Here is a 15,652-nt window from a genome sequence, read left to right on the forward strand (position 1 = left end):
TATGAAAAAAATAATGAAATATTTGGGACTTCCAATACTGGCTATGGGCTTGTTTGGATCCTGTGAAAATTTAGATGTGCCAATTACGACACAACTAACCCCTGATGTGTTTCCTCAAAATTCAACTCAGTTTATTCAAACAGCAGGGCCGGTTTATGTTGCTTTCCGTGGAGATTTTTCATTTTCCTGGTGGTGGACACAATCATTAAGTACAGATGAAGCCATTCTGCCTGCAAGAGGAGGAAACTGGTTTGATAACAGAAACTACATTGCTATGCACTTCCATGATTGGACAGTAGATAATGGTATCGTAGGAAGTCTTTGGAATTGGTCTTCTGGTGTAATTGGAAGAAGTAATCAGGCTATTTCAATCTTAGAACAGGCAATGCCGGCTGGAACTGAAAAATCGACTTTAATTGCTGAGTTAAAAACCATGCGTGCTATTTCTTATTTCATCATGATGGATAATTTTGGAGAAGTACCATTAGACACAGTATATGGAGACTTTAGCTCTAAACCAAAATCAACAAGAGTAGAGGTATTCAATTTTGTTGAAAAAGAATTGAAAGAAGCTATTCCTAATTTGAATCCTGCTTCAGGAGTAGCTACTTATGGAAGACCAAACAGACAAACAGCTAATGCTTTACTGGCTAAAATGTATTTGAATGCTCAGGTATATACAGGGACACAACGTTATAATGACTGTATTGCAGCTTGTGACCAGGTAATAGGTTCAGGTTTGTATAATATCGAACCAAGAGCAACTTATCTTCAGATGTTCTATCCTAATAATGGACCACAAATGAAGGAGTTTATTTTTGCAGTACCTTATGATCCGGCTGTAGGTGGTGGTGGATTAATGTACCATGCGCGTTATGATGTTCCTCGATCTATGCGTGCTAAGTTTGCTCTGCCTTTTACTCCGAGTGCACCTAGAAGTACATTGCCTGAATTCTATACCCATTTTGAAAATGATGCTAATGATATTCGTAACAAACAATGGCTGACAGGATTACAATACAATAATAATGGAACTCCATTAACTGTTACTACAACAAAAAAAGGATATGATCAATTCTATACCGGTTCTGATGGTGGAGATCCATATACTTACCAAGTAGATTTAACTCCTAATATTGTTCTTCGTCAAAGTGTTCCATTAACAGATTTAGGTAACGATGAAATTGCATGGAATATGGGATATAGAAATATTAAATTCTATCCTGATGCTTCTTCAACAAGCCGTAATCAAAATAATGATGTACCGTTTTTACGTTATTCAGATATTTTATTAATGAAAGCTGAAGCTATTCTTCGTGGTGGAGCTGCTACTTTAGGTGATACACCACTTTCTTTAGTAAACACGATACGTTCTAATCGCTCTACTTCAACTGCATGGACAAGTGTAACATTAGAGGATTTGTACAAAGAAAGATCTCGTGAATTTGCTTGGGAAGCTTGGCATAGAAATGATATGATTCGATTTGGGAAATTTGAAGGACAATGGGGCTTCAAAACAGATTCAGATGTTAAACGTCGTGTTTTCCCAATTCCAACTAATGCGTTGGTGTTAAATCCTGCTTTGGTTCAAAACCCGGATTATATTAATAATTAAGTTTATTATTTATTGTTTGATTGTTAAAGTTGGTTGGTAATTTAGTTACCCCTGAAAAGAGAAGAAGCTCGTTCTTCTTCTCTTTTCTTCTTAAAAAATGAATTCAACAAGATTGTTATTCATTATCTCATTCAAAGCGTTTGTTTTAAAAATCGGTAAAATCTAATCTTTACTTATTTCAATAGTTTAATTTTTTTTAATAAAAAGAGAAATTCAACTGTTTTAAAAGTGAATGAGAAGAAATGCTTTTGCCTTAATTAATCCATATCAATTTGTTGGTATAATGTAAGATTTCTTTAGAATGCTATTTTTTGCAACAGCATAATTAATTAAAATTCAAATACTCAAGCATAGAGCTTATTCCTGATGATTGTTGTATTGCCTTTTTAAACGCAATACACCAGCATCAAAAAAACACAAATCAATCAATATGAATTTGTACCGTTTATTTAGATATAGGCTCATAGCCTTCCCCGTTTTATTAGTTGTGCTTTCCTGTTCGGTAAAAACATCTGTTAGTCAATATGTAGATTTTGTCAATCCTTTAATAGGGACAGCACCTTCTACAACTATTAGTGCTTTGCAACATGGAGAAGATGAAAAAGAGAACAATGCACAGGTAGTACCTTATGTTACTGTTCCTTTTGGAATGACTAACTGGACAGCGCAAACCAAAGCAACGGAAACCAAATGTGTGGCTCCTTATTATTATACTGATACAAAGATTTCAGGTTTTAGAGGAAGTCATTGGCTTAGCGGTTCTTGTGTTCAGGATTATGGAAGTATGACCATTATGCCTATATCAGGAAAATTAAAATGTCAGGCCGATGATAGAGCATCAAATTTTTTGCATGATACCGAAAAAACGACTCCATACAATTATAATGTTACTCTGGCTGATTACAAGATTGATGTAAACATGACAGCAACTAAGCGTTGTGGTTTGTTCCAGTTTACATTCGAAAATTCAGGCGAAGCTCATATTGTTGTGAATCCTAATAGTGATGAAGGAGAAGGTTTTATCCAAATAAATGCAGAAAAAAACGAAATTGTTGGCTATAATCCTGTACATAAAATTTACCAGGGTTGGGGTGATAAAGCTGGTTTCAGTGGCTATTTTGTAGTACAATTGAGTAAAAGTTCAGGGAGATTTGGTGTTTATCAAAATGAAAAAGTTCTTGAAGGAAACACACAAATTTCTGATTTAGAAAATATAGGAGCCTACATCTCTTTTAATGTTGAAAAAGGAGAAACCATCGAAGCAAAAATCGGGACTTCATTCACCAGTATTGAACAAGCCAGAAAGAATTTAGCAGCTGAAACTAAAGATTTGGATTTTGAAGAAGCAAAAGAAAACCTGAAAGAAACCTGGGAAAACTTGCTTTCAAAAGTAAAGGTTGAAGGAACAAATAAAGATGATAAAGTAAAGTTTTACACCGCAATGTATCATAGTTATTTACAGCCAAGAACCTTTAATGATGTTGATGGAACGTATGTAAGTTTCAATGGTGGACAAAAATTAATGAATAGCGGCAAAGACGATTATTTTACTGATTTCTCTATGTGGGATATTTATAGAGCCTCGCTTCCGTTGTTTAATATGCTAACGCCAAAAGTGAATGGACAAATGATGAAAAGTCTGTTTTCTATGGCGGAGCAAGGTGGATGGATGCCTATTTTTCCCTGCTGGAATAGTTATACTTCGGCTATGATTGGCGATCATTCAGTAGCGGCAGTAGCTGACGCTTATATGAAAAATAATATCGAAATATCCGACAAAGAATACAGCTATTTGATACAAAACGCCTTTAAAACACCGGATAATCATGCCGATTATGTAAATGGAAAAGGGCGCCGTGGTTTGGACTCTTATTTAAAATATGGTTATGTCCCATTGGAAGATGCCGTATTAGAATCGTTTCATAAAGGAGAGCAGGTTTCCCGAACTTTAGAATATGCTTTTGATGATTTTGCGCTTTCGCAAATTGCAGCCAAAAAAGGAGACACGCTTCACGCCCGACTTTTGAAAAAAAGAGCGTTGAATTATAAAAATGTGTATAGCGTAGCAGATTCTACGGTAAGAGGACGTTTTGCCGATGGCACTTTTACTAAAGATTTTGACAAGTTTATAAGAAAACCATATATCACCGAAGGCACACCGTATCAATATACCTGGTATGTACCTCAGGATATCAAAGGATTAATGAATTTAATGGGAGGAGAAGATGGTTTTAATGCCAACCTGGATCGTTTCCATGCCGCCAAACAATACTGGCATGGAAATGAACCGGGTCATCAAATTCCGTTCTTGTATAATTATTCTGGACAAGCCTGGAAAACTCAGGAATTGGTAAGCCAAATTATGAAAACCGAGTACAGCAGTGAAGTAGGTGGATTAAGTGGAAATGACGATGCAGGACAAATGTCGGCTTGGTATGTTTTTGCAGCCTTAGGATTTTATCCGGTTGCTCCTTCAGTGCCTCAATATGTGATTTCGGGACCTCATTTTGATAAAATTACACTGAGTTTGGAAAACGGAAAAACATTGATTATTAATGCAAAAGGAGCTTCTTCCGGGAATAATTACATCCAGAAAATAAGGTTTAACGGAGTAGAATATTATAAAACCTATTTGGATCATTTTTCTATTATGAAGGGAGGAATTTTAGATTTTGAAATGGGAAACCAACCTAATAAATCATGGGGAACAGCTAAGGAAAGTAAGCCATTTTCATTATCGAATTAAAAATAAAAGAGATGAACAAGATAAGTCGTGGCGAATTTTTAAAACTAGGAAGTCTATCATTGCTTGGTGCTTTGGTTAGCGACGCTGTTTTGGCAAATGATGGATTTTTTAGTGCCCCGACAACTAAAGTGGATTCTCTTTTGATGAAAAAACTTCTTTTAAGTAATGATGCAAAGGTGGAACAGCTGCTTCAAAAGGAGCTCACTGATTCTGCTATTCGTCTGAGTAGTTTTCGTTCTTTGGCAAATAGTATTGCGGTATTATCCGCCTCGGTTTCTCATTCGGAATCGAGGTTTTATAAGTCTAAAATTGTTGTCGAACGTTTGAATCAATCGGCTGATGTATTATTAAAAGGACAATACAGCGATGGGACGGTTGATGCTGGTGGAAACAGACAGTCACCACCTGATACGGCTTTTGTTTTAGAATACATTTGTTCGGCTGCGACAGTTTTGAGAGAAAATAAACAAAAAGATTTGGATCCGGTAAAAGTGAAACTTAAAAAGTTTATTCAGAATGCCGGGGAAGCAATGATAACAGGAGGAGTTCACACGCCTAATCACCGATGGGTGGTTAGTGCAGCTCTGGCCAATATCAATTCGCTTTATCCGGATGTCAGATACGTTCAAAGAATTGACCAATGGTTGGCCGAAGGAGTTTATATCAATCAGGATGGACATTATTCGGAACGAAGCGGGATTTATTCGGCGGTTATAGACAAGGCCTTAATTACGATGGCCCGATTACTGAATAGGCCGGAGTTGTTGAAAATGGTTCAAAAAAACTTAATCACAACTTATTATTACACGGAACCTAATGGCGATTTGGTTACTGTAGATTCTAAAAGACAGGATCAGTTTATGGATATCACGGTTACCAAATTTTATTTGCAATACCGTTATATGGCTATTCATACGGGAAATCCATTGTTTGCGTATATGGTAAAACTTATTGAAAAAAGTCCCGATTTTGACAAGTATATTCTACAGGATTCATTGGTTGAATTTATGGGGGATCCAGAGTTGCAGCAGCAAATTCCTGTGAGTTCTAATGTTGAAAATGATTTTGAAAAGTTTTTTGTTCTTTCCAATTTGGCCCGAATCAGACGAGGCAAAACTTCGATAACGCTATTTGGAGGAAATGACAAACCGGTATTAATAGCTTCAGGAAGATCGTCTAACCCTAATTTTTTAATGTATCGAAAAGGAGATGCCATATTAAAATACATGCGATTGTCGTCTTCGTTTTTCAGAATGGGTTATTTCAGTAGTGATGGTATCGAAAAAGTAGGGAATAAATACATTTTGAAAGAAACAAAAGAAGCCGATTATTATCAGCCACTGGCTCCGGAATTCCGGAAAACTGATGGCGATTATCAATTGTCAGAGTCAAAGGATGGAAGGTTTTGGAACAAAATGGATTTTGATAATCGAGTTGCAAGCAATATAAAAACGCAAACCACGGTTGTTGAAATTGAGGAAAATAATGGAGCCTTAAGTTTGGATTTTAAAGTGGATGGTCCGCCTAATGTGGAAATAACGGTAGAAATGTGTTTCAAAGAAGGGACTCAGGTTGCTGGAGCAACTTTGGGAGAAAAAGGAAATTATTTTTTGAAATCAGGTACGGCTCAATTATCAATGGGAACAGATGCCATCCAGCTAGGCCCAGGGATTTGTGAACATCAAAACGTAAGTAATTTAGATAGTGAAGAATACACCTATCATCAGGGAACTTTACGTACCGATGGAGTTCATGTTTATATTACCGGTTTCACACCATTTCGACATAAAATGACAATTTCTTAATAATAGAGGAATTTTTCGGGCATTGCAGAAAGTTTACTTAATTTTACGAAAATTAAGTTTAATCTATAAATAATTGAAATTATGAAATTATCATTTATGGCTGCTTTGCTGTTTTGCGGTATTTGTTTTGGACAAAATAATACAGACAACAGTTTGTATATGAAAGCCGAAAAAATAAGTTACCTGACTGATATTGGTTCAGAATCAGGAGATTTATACCAGACTATTGGGCATCACGGTCCGGCAGTAGAAAATGAATGGATGGCATTGAGAATCTATTTTAGTGATAAAGTAGCTATCGATGTTTATAATAAAGCCAAGAAAGGTTTAGAGTTGAAAGCGGCACATTGGTATCCAACTCCGGCGCAACAAAAAGAAGGATGGGGAGCTGATTATTATAAAGTGGCATCAACTGTAGGTTTAGGAGGAGTGAAACTTTGGGATGGAGAAAAATTAGTTTCATTGAATCCAGTGACAAATCGTTTAGCTCGTGTTGGAAAAACAGAGAACACTTCATGGATGGAGATGATTTCCAGAGGTGTGCCTTACAAAGGGAAAAAAGTTGATATTCTGGTTCGTGTTACCGTTTTCTCTGGAAAAAGAGAAGCTAAAGTGGAAGCCTTTAGTTTGAATGGCGAAAAAGTACAGTTTGCTACAGGAGTAAATTACTTTAAAGGATTTGAAACTAAAAAAGGAGAGAATTATATCGCTGTTTGGGGAACGCATCCTGAGGATGTAGCCGCAGAAGTAGTAGGAATTGGAGCAGCAATAAAATACAATCCTAAGAATTATGTAAAAAATACCGATGATGGAACACAGTATTTATTAATCTCTAAGCCAACAAAATATTTAGCAACTGAAATTACATCAGCTTGTGCTAAGGAAAAAGAAATAAATACGTTAGATAAATTAGAAGCTTACATCAAATAAAGCATACAACAGCGCTTTATTTTTTGTAGGATTTGAAATTCTGAAACTCAAAAAAGAAGTGCACAGATGATACTTAATCAATCGGTGTCATCTGTGTACTTTTTTTGTGCTTTTTTTTAAGTGAAATATTGTTTTGTTAAAGAGTTAAGTATTTGAATTTTAAGTGTTTTTGAATTTAGGTAAAGAAAATGTAAAAAATGAATATGATGTTAAAAATAATTCCAAAACTGTTTTTTACCGTCTTATTAGTAAGCGTTTTGTTGTTGGGGCTTAAAGCTCAGGCACAAGAAAAAGTTAAAACTCAAAAAGAGTTTTTAATTACTAATTATGGTGCAAAAGCAGATGGAAAAACCTTAAATACAATCGCAATTCAAAAAGCGATTGATGCCGCTTTTAAAAACAAAGGTGGATCTGTTGTTTTTCCAAAAGGGGAATTTTTATCGGGTAGTATTCAAATGAAATCGAATGTGAGTCTGCGTCTGGAAGAAGGAGCCGTTTTGTTAGGAAGTACAAATCCTAAGGATTATTACAAAATGGATTTTCCGGGAAGACCTGACTCTCCAAAGAAAGACGATAATTCACAAATGGCTTTACTGTTAGCGCACAAAGCAACCAATATTAAACTATACGGAAAAGGGAAAATTGACGGTCAAGGATTGCAATTGGCTTTAAATATAGACAGTTTGCATCATGCAGGAATTGTTGTAGATCCTAATTACAGCAGTCGCAGAAATAGACCTAATGAAACGATGCGGCCTAAGTTGTTTCGGTTTTCTCAGTGTGATAATGTAGCCATTGAGGGGTTACAAGTGGGAGCTGCTTCTTGTTGGGGATTGTCTTTCGAGTTGTGTTCTAATCTTAGTTTGGATGGGTTGAAAGTTGTTAATCGGTCGTATTGGAATAATGATGGAATCGATATTACCGATTGTAAAAATGTGAAGGTTACTAATTGTGATTTAGACACTGCCGATGATGGAATTTGTTTAAAATCCTATTATCCGGGATATGCTAATGATGGAATATATATTGCCAATTGTACGATAAAATCCAGTGCCAGTGCAATAAAATTTGGAACGGCATCTTATGGCGGATTTAAAAATGTGGTAATAAAAGATATTGAAGTCTATGATACTTTTCGTTCGGCTATCGCTATCGAATCGGTTGATGGAGCTGCCATAGAAAATATTGCAGTTTCTAATATCAATGCTGTAAATACAGGTAATGCAATTTTTATTCGAATAGGACAACGAAGTGGGGATAAAGCAGGAAGTATTAAAAATGTGAGTATCAAAAATATAAAAGTGCAAGTGCCTTTTGGAAGACCGGACATTAATTACGATTTAAGAGGTCCTGAAGTAGATTTTTTCCATAATCCGTTTCCATCCTCAATTGTTGGAATTCCTGGATACCAAATAGAGAATGTAAGTCTTGAAAACATTACTATTTCGTATCCCGGCAGAGCCACTAAAGGAATGGCTTACGTGGCATTAAATCGATTGGATCAGGTACCGGAAGTGATAAAAGAGTATCCTGAATTTTCGATGTTTGGCGAATTACCAGCCTGGGCATTTTATGTGCGTCACGTTAAGGGAATCAGTTTCAAAAATATCAAAGTTACTTTGGACAATACTGATTTCAGACCCGCATTTGTTTTTGATGATGTTCAAAATTTGAATATGGAACAAATTGATTTACCCGAAGACAAAAAGGAACAGCTTGTCTTAAAAAATGTCTCTGAATCCAAAATAGATTTGAAAGAAACGAATATAAAAACCATACCATAAAACCACTTTAGTATTTAAAATAGAAATCATGAAGAAAAGTCGAAATTCCATTTTTGTTGGTTTGACACTGCTGTTACAGTGTTTGTCATTGAGTGCACAAAATCATCGTTATGTCGATCCTATGATTGGTTCAGAAGGATTGGGAAATGTTTTTGTAGGGCCGTCATGTCCTTACGGAATGATTAAACCAGGTCCTGATAATGACTTAAACGCTAATAGTGGTTTCACGACAGATTTAAATAAACCTATTTATGGTTTTAGCCAGGTTCATGTAAGTGGTACCGGAGGTGGAGCTAAATATGGTAATGTTTCTATCATGCCAATTTCGGGCGATTTTGAAACTATCAAACAGGAATCTTTACGCGAAAACGAAAAGGTAGCCTTAGGATATTATGGCGCTTTATTGAAAAAATGGAATATTCAAACTGAAATTACAACTTCTGACAGAGCTGCTTTTTATCGATTTATTTTTAATTCGAATGCTAAAAATGCAATTAAAATTGATTTAGGAAGATATTTGGACGAGTCCATTATTCCTGACGGAAGAGAAGCACAGCAATTTGTAGGTTCTCAGGTAGAAGTGATTTCGGATACTGAAGTTCGTGGTTACACTAAAGTTCGTGGTGGTTGGAACAACGGAGCTACTTATACCGTTTATTTTTCTGCGGTATTCGATCAGCCATTTACTAATTTCTCTACCTGGAAAGGCGAAAAGTTTTTTCCTAATGAAAAAAATCAGGTGGATAACGGAAAGAAAACAGGTGCTATGTTGCTTTTCGAAAAATTAGCGAATAAGACCGTGAACATGAAAATCGGAATTTCTTTCATCAGTTCATTGAAAGCCAGAGAAAATATCGATAACGAAATTCCGCATTGGGATTTTAATAAAGAATTGGCCGAAACCCAACAGAAATGGGAGGATTTATTAAAAAGGGTTGAGGTTGAAAAAGAAGCTTCGGTAGAAAAGAAAACCATGTTTTACACAGGATTGTATCACACGATGTTGATGCCTGTGGATCGTACAGGAGAAAATCCGTTATGGGAAAATGATTCGCCTTATTATGATGATTTTTACGCTATTTGGGATACCTATCGTTCTTCTAGCCCATTAATTACACTTTTAGATCCTAAACGAGAAATTGATATTGTCAATGCGATGTTGCAAATCTACAAACGCGACGGTTATTTGCCAGAAGCCAGAAGCGGAAATTCAAATGGACGAACTCAGGGAGGTTCAAACGCTGAGGTAGTAATTGCTGATGCTTTTGTAAAAGGATTGGAAGGCATCAATTACAAATTAGGTTTGGAAGCAATGATGAAAGACGCCATGTTTCCTCCAGGTGGAAATGAAGAAAAAGAGGGGCGTGGCGGATTAGTAGATTACAATAGATTAGGATATGTGTCGACTGATTATGTGCGTTCCGGAAACCGAACTTTAGAATATTCGTATAATGATTATTGTCTGGCAATTGTAGCCAAAGGAACCAAACGCAAAGGAGAATATTGGCGTTTTATCAAGCAGGCTGACAACTGGCAAAACCTGTGGAGAGACATCGAAGACAATGGTTCCCGTGGTTTTATTATGCCAAAAGATTCCAATAGAAAATGGGTAGATAGCATTCAATGCGCTGCAACCAACGGGAAAATTTCTTATGTGCCTTACACACCTTTGGCGCAGGATTGGCCTAATTGTGTTTGCTGGTGGTGTGGTGTTTTTTACGAAGCCAGTTCTTGGGAATATTCACTTTCAGTGCCTCATGATGTGGCGATGTTAATCAAAAAAACAGGTGGAAATGAAGCTTTCAAGAAAAGACTAAACACGCTGTTTGATAAAGGATTTTATAACGTTGCGAATGAGCCTTCATTTTTGAGTCCGAATTTATACCACTGGATTGGTCGTCCTGATTTGAGTAACGACCGCATTCACCAAATTATCGATAAAAATTATAATAGCAGCCGAAGCGGAATTCCAGGTAATGACGATTCTGGTGCCATGTCTTCCTGGTTGGCTTTTCACATGATGGGCTTGTATCCTAATGCGGGACAATCTTATTATTTGATCAATTCGCCATATTTCAAACAAACGGTGATTCATCAGGAAAATGGAAAAGATTTCACCATCAAAGCCAAGAATCTTTCGGATAAAAACAAATACATCAAATCGGTAACATTAAACGGAAAAGCATTCGAAAATGCATTTATTGAGCACAGCGATATTGTTGCGGGTGGTGGTGTGTTAGAATTTGAAATGGCTGCAACGCCTTCTAAAACATGGGGAACAAAACAAGTTCCGCCATCTAAATCAGATCAAATAATTGAGGAATAATAATTTTTATTGATGATTAAAATAATAGTAATGAAGAATTTTAAACCGGGTATTTTTATTTTGCTGATGAGCATGTTGCTGATTTCTTGTAAGCTAACAAGCAAGAAGGAAAATCTACAGACTAAATCAAAAATCGCAAATCCCATTATAGAAGGATATTTTGCAGATCCCTGCATTGTAAAAGAAGGAGATACTTTTTTTATTTATGCCACAATCGATCCTTGGGGAGGTGATGAGTTGGCTGTATTTTCAACTAAGGATTTCTTGAAATTTGAACGTCATCAATTAAATTGGCCCACAAAAAAAGCCTGTACAAGTCCGGGGTCCAATGATTCTATGGTATGGGCGCCTTCTGTTAAAAAAGCAGCAAACGGAAAATATTACATGTATGTTTCTGTGGGAAGCGAAATTTGGGTTGGTGTGAGTGATGCTCCTCTAGGTCCCTGGAAAAATGCCAAAGAAGATTCTTCACCTTTAATTTCATCAAAAGACTATCCTGCTGTACATAATATCGATGCCGATTGTTTTATTGATGAAGATGGTCAGGCTTATTTATACTGGGGTTCCGGATTTAATTGGAAAAATGGTGTTTGTATGGCGACCAAGCTGAATTCAGATATGATTTCATTTCATGGAGAACCCAAAGCAGTCACCCCTAAAGATTATTTTGAAGCTCCATACATGATTAAGCGTTTTGGAAAATATTATTTGATGTATTCATCAGGAAAAGCCATAGATGCCACTTATAAAGTAGGATATGCTGTGGGAAATTCTCCATTAGGTCCATTTGAAACAGCTTCGAATAGTCCTATTCTGGAAACGTCTGCTGATAGTACAACTTATGGACCGGGACATCATTCCGTATTTAATGAAAATGGACAGGATTATATTTTGTACCATCGCATTTTTCCGCAAAAAGAAAAATATGTTTTACGTCAAATTTGTATTGATAGTCTGAATTTTGATGCGAATCATCAAATAATAAAAATAAAACCAACTGGTATTACCAGTTTCTGATTTTCTATAATATAATCTAAAAAAATATGAGAACCAATCTTAAATTAATCCTATTGTTTATTGTTTTTGTTTTTGAAGCAGGAAACTGTCAATCGACAAAATCAAAAACAGAAATAGCTACTACTGCCAGCCAGCTTATTGCTCGCGTTGTGCCAAATCACGCTTCGCAGTTTAGTGTCGAAATCGAATCTTCCAATAAAGAAGATTGGTTCGAAATTATTTCTAAAGGAGACAAAATTGTTTTAAGAGGAAACAATGGGGTTTCGGTTGCATCGGCTTTGTATTATTATCTAAATAATTTTACGAACAGCCAAATTACCTGGAATGGAACCAATTTGAATTTGCCTAAAAAATTACCGGCAGTTCCTAAATTGATTCATAAAAAAACACCTTATGAATACCGCTATTATTTGAACTATTGTACGTTCAATTACAGCATGAGTTGGTGGGATTGGACTCGTTGGGAAAAAGAAATTGACTGGATGGCTTTGCACGGAATCAACATGCCGCTTGCCATTACAGGAGAAGAATACATCTGGGATGAAGTTTATAAATCTTATGGTTTTACTGATGAAGATTTGAGTACTTTTTTTAGTGGCCCTGCTTATTTCTCCTGGTTTTGGATGGGAAATTTAGACGGCTGGGGCGGACCTTTGTCTAAAAACTGGAAAGACACGCACCGCGATTTACAATTGAAAATTCTAAAAAGAGAACGTGAATTAGGAATGAAAACCGTGTTGCCTGCTTTTACAGGTCACGTTCCTGCTTCTTTCAAAAAGTTTTTTCCAAATGCTAAATTAAAACAAACCAACTGGGGGAATGATTTTGAAGATACTTACATCTTAGATTCTGATGATCCTTTATTTGCCGAAATTGGTAAGAAATTCTTAGAAAAACAATCTGAAGTTTACGGAACCGATCACTTATATTCAGCAGATACTTTTAACGAAAATACGCCTCCATCAAATGATCCTGCTTATCTTTCTGAATTGAGTAAGAAGATTTTCGAAGGCATGAAATCAGCCGATAAAGATGCGGTTTGGGTAATGCAGGGTTGGCTTTTTTACAGTCACAGAGAATTTTGGGAAGCGCCACAAATAAAAGGAATGCTGGATGCAGTTCCTGATGATCGCATGATTATATTGGATTTGGCTACCGAAATTGAACCCGTTTGGAAACGAACAGAAGCTTTTTATGGCAAACAATGGATTTGGAATATGCTGCACAATTTTGGTGGAAATATTTCAATGTTTGGAAGAATCGAAGCCGTTGCTAATGAACCTGCAAAAGCTTTAAAAGATCCTAAATCAGGAAAATTAAAAGGAATTGGATTGACAATGGAAGCTATTGAACAAAATCCGGTTTTGTATGAGTTGATGACGGATAATACCTGGAGAGATACACCAATTGAATTAAATTCATGGTTAGCTAAATACACTTTAAACCGTTACGGAAAATCAAATGCTGATATTTCTAAAGCCTGGGATATTCTGGTAAAAACAGTGTATAACGGACAGGTTATTCGTGATGGAGCAGAATCAATTATTGTGTCGCGTCCTACTTTTGAAGGCTATCGTCGTTGGGCGAGAACCAAATTAAATTATGAACCAAAAGATTTACTTCCAGCCTGGGATCTTTTTATAAAAGCCATTCCTGTTGCTCAAAAATCAGATGGTTTCCAATATGATTTGGTGGATGTGAGCAGACAAGTTTTGGCGAATTATGCCCTGCCTTTGCAACAAGAAATAACTAAGGCGTATCAAAATAACGATAAAGTAGCATTTGATAAATACAGCAAGGAATTTTTAGAATTGATTGACGATATGGATTTGTTATTAGCTACACGTCAGGATTTCCTTTTAGGACCTTGGATTGCCGATGCCAGAAGCTGGGGGATTGACGAAAAAGAAAAAGCATTGTATGAGCAAAACGCCCGTGATTTGATTACGCTTTGGGGCGGAGCTGACAATAGATTGCATGAATACAGCAACCGTCAGTGGAGCGGATTGTTTACGGATTTTTACAAACCAAGATGGCAACAATTCTTTACCGATGTAAAAGCCAATTGGGGAACTTTCGATCAAACTCAATTTGATGAAAAAATAAAACAATGGGAATGGAAATGGGTAACGGAGCGAAAAGATTTTCCTGTAAAAGCTAAAGGGAATCCGAATGTGGTTGCCAAAGCGTTACATAAAAAATACCGATCACGCATTATTCCCGTAACGGAAAGAATGGCACCAATTAAATACGATTACTAAAATGAACGCAATTTCTAACCCAAATTCCAATCGTTTTTTGTCCCTTGATATGTTCAGGGGACTAACGATTTGTTTAATGATTGTAGTCAATACGCCTGGAACGGGAGCTCATTTCTATGACTATTTGACTCATGCCAATTGGTTTGGATTCACCTTAGCCGATTTGGTATTCCCTTCCTTTCTTTTTGCAATGGGAAATGCAATGAGTTTTTCTATGGGAAAAATGAAAGAAACTACGGCTAATGTTTTTTGGAAAAAAGTAATCAAACGCAGTGTTATCATTTTTCTGTTGGGGTATTTAATGTATTGGTTTCCTTTTTTTAGACAAGGAATGGATGGTGCTTGGGAATTAAAACCTTTTGCCGAAACCCGCATTATGGGTGTTTTGCAACGCATTGCTTTGTGTTATTTTGTTACGGCCATTATTTTTTATTATTTATCAGAGAAAGCAGCAATAATTCTTTCGGTAATATTGTTGTTGGGATATTGGGCAATATTGTATTTATTTGGACAACCTGAAGCCGAATTAGAAATGGCTACCAATGCTGTAACTCGTTTTGATTTATTTGTTTTAGGAGAAGGTCATATTTACAAACGCGATAGTATTCCATTTGATCCCGAAGGAATTTTAAGCACCTTGCCATCCATTGTCAATGTTGTAGGAGGTTTTATCGCTGGAAGTTTTATTCAGAGAATTGGAAAATCATTTGAAGGAATAGCAAAACTGTTGATTGTTGGGTTTCTTCTGATGGCTTTAGCACGTTGGTGGGATTTAGTTCTACCTATTTCTAAAAAATTGTGGACTGGTTCTTTTGTGCTTTATACCGTTGGAATTGATTTATCCATCATGGCTATTTTAATTTATTTTATCGAATTGAAACAAAAGCATTTTGGAGTAGAATTCACCACCGTTTTTGGTAAAAATCCTTTGTTTATTTATTTGTTTTCTGAATTGTTTTTTATCACTTTACGTCTCATTCCGGTAAATTCGAAGATGGATGCTTTTGAATGGGTGAGCGAACGTATTTTTCAAAGAATATTTCCAGGAAGTTTTGGTGCATTTGTCACCGCAATTGTATTCATGTTGGTTTGCTGGTCTTTGGGCTGGTGGTTGAATAAAAAACGCATTTATATTAAAATTTAATCTTAGAAGATAAATGTTTTTGAT

9 protein-coding genes are annotated in these 15,652 nt (G+C 36.2%); all 9 read left to right on the forward strand.

Features of this window, described 5'->3' with window-relative positions; genetic code table 11:
- Window position 1: 1 nt before the first annotated feature.
- Entirely contained in the window at window positions 2–1,615 is a 1,614-nt protein-coding gene (locus BIW12_RS10045; RefSeq protein WP_071185000.1) for a RagB/SusD family nutrient uptake outer membrane protein, read from the forward strand.
- A gap of 430 nt (window positions 1,616–2,045) precedes the next feature.
- Window positions 2,046–4,361, forward strand: coding sequence for a GH92 family glycosyl hydrolase (locus BIW12_RS10050; RefSeq protein ID WP_071185001.1), 2,316 nt, complete (start codon window positions 2,046–2,048; stop codon window positions 4,359–4,361).
- Window positions 4,362–4,372: 11 nt separating this feature from the next.
- A complete protein-coding gene (locus tag BIW12_RS10055; protein ID WP_071185002.1) occupies window positions 4,373–6,166 on the forward strand; it encodes a prenyltransferase/squalene oxidase repeat-containing protein in 1,794 nt (597 codons plus the stop codon).
- Window positions 6,167–6,247: 81 nt separating this feature from the next.
- Window positions 6,248–7,096, forward strand: coding sequence for a DUF4861 family protein (locus BIW12_RS10060; RefSeq protein ID WP_071185003.1), 849 nt, complete (start codon window positions 6,248–6,250; stop codon window positions 7,094–7,096).
- A gap of 197 nt (window positions 7,097–7,293) precedes the next feature.
- The gene (locus tag BIW12_RS10065; protein ID WP_232227072.1) at window positions 7,294–8,880 is read left to right on the forward strand and encodes a glycoside hydrolase family 28 protein; all 1,587 of its coding nucleotides are present in this window, start codon (window positions 7,294–7,296) and stop codon (window positions 8,878–8,880) included.
- A gap of 28 nt (window positions 8,881–8,908) precedes the next feature.
- Window positions 8,909–11,206: a GH92 family glycosyl hydrolase gene (locus BIW12_RS10070; RefSeq protein ID WP_071185004.1), complete on the forward strand. Its 2,298-nt coding sequence runs from the start codon at window positions 8,909–8,911 to the stop codon at window positions 11,204–11,206.
- 30 nt (window positions 11,207–11,236) lie between these two features.
- A complete protein-coding gene (locus tag BIW12_RS10075; RefSeq protein WP_198033413.1) occupies window positions 11,237–12,223 on the forward strand; it encodes a family 43 glycosylhydrolase in 987 nt (328 codons plus the stop codon).
- A 26-nt stretch (window positions 12,224–12,249) separates the two neighbouring features.
- Complete coding sequence (locus BIW12_RS10080) at window positions 12,250–14,484, forward strand: alpha-N-acetylglucosaminidase (RefSeq protein WP_071185006.1); 2,235 nt, start codon at window positions 12,250–12,252, stop codon at window positions 14,482–14,484.
- Between the two features lies 1 nt (window position 14,485).
- Entirely contained in the window at window positions 14,486–15,628 is a 1,143-nt protein-coding gene (locus BIW12_RS10085; protein WP_071185007.1) for an acyltransferase family protein, read from the forward strand.
- Window positions 15,629–15,652: the final 24 nt, after the last annotated feature.

The sequence above is a fragment of the Flavobacterium commune genome, assembly GCF_001857965.1.
In the GTDB taxonomy this organism is placed as follows: domain Bacteria; phylum Bacteroidota; class Bacteroidia; order Flavobacteriales; family Flavobacteriaceae; genus Flavobacterium; species Flavobacterium commune.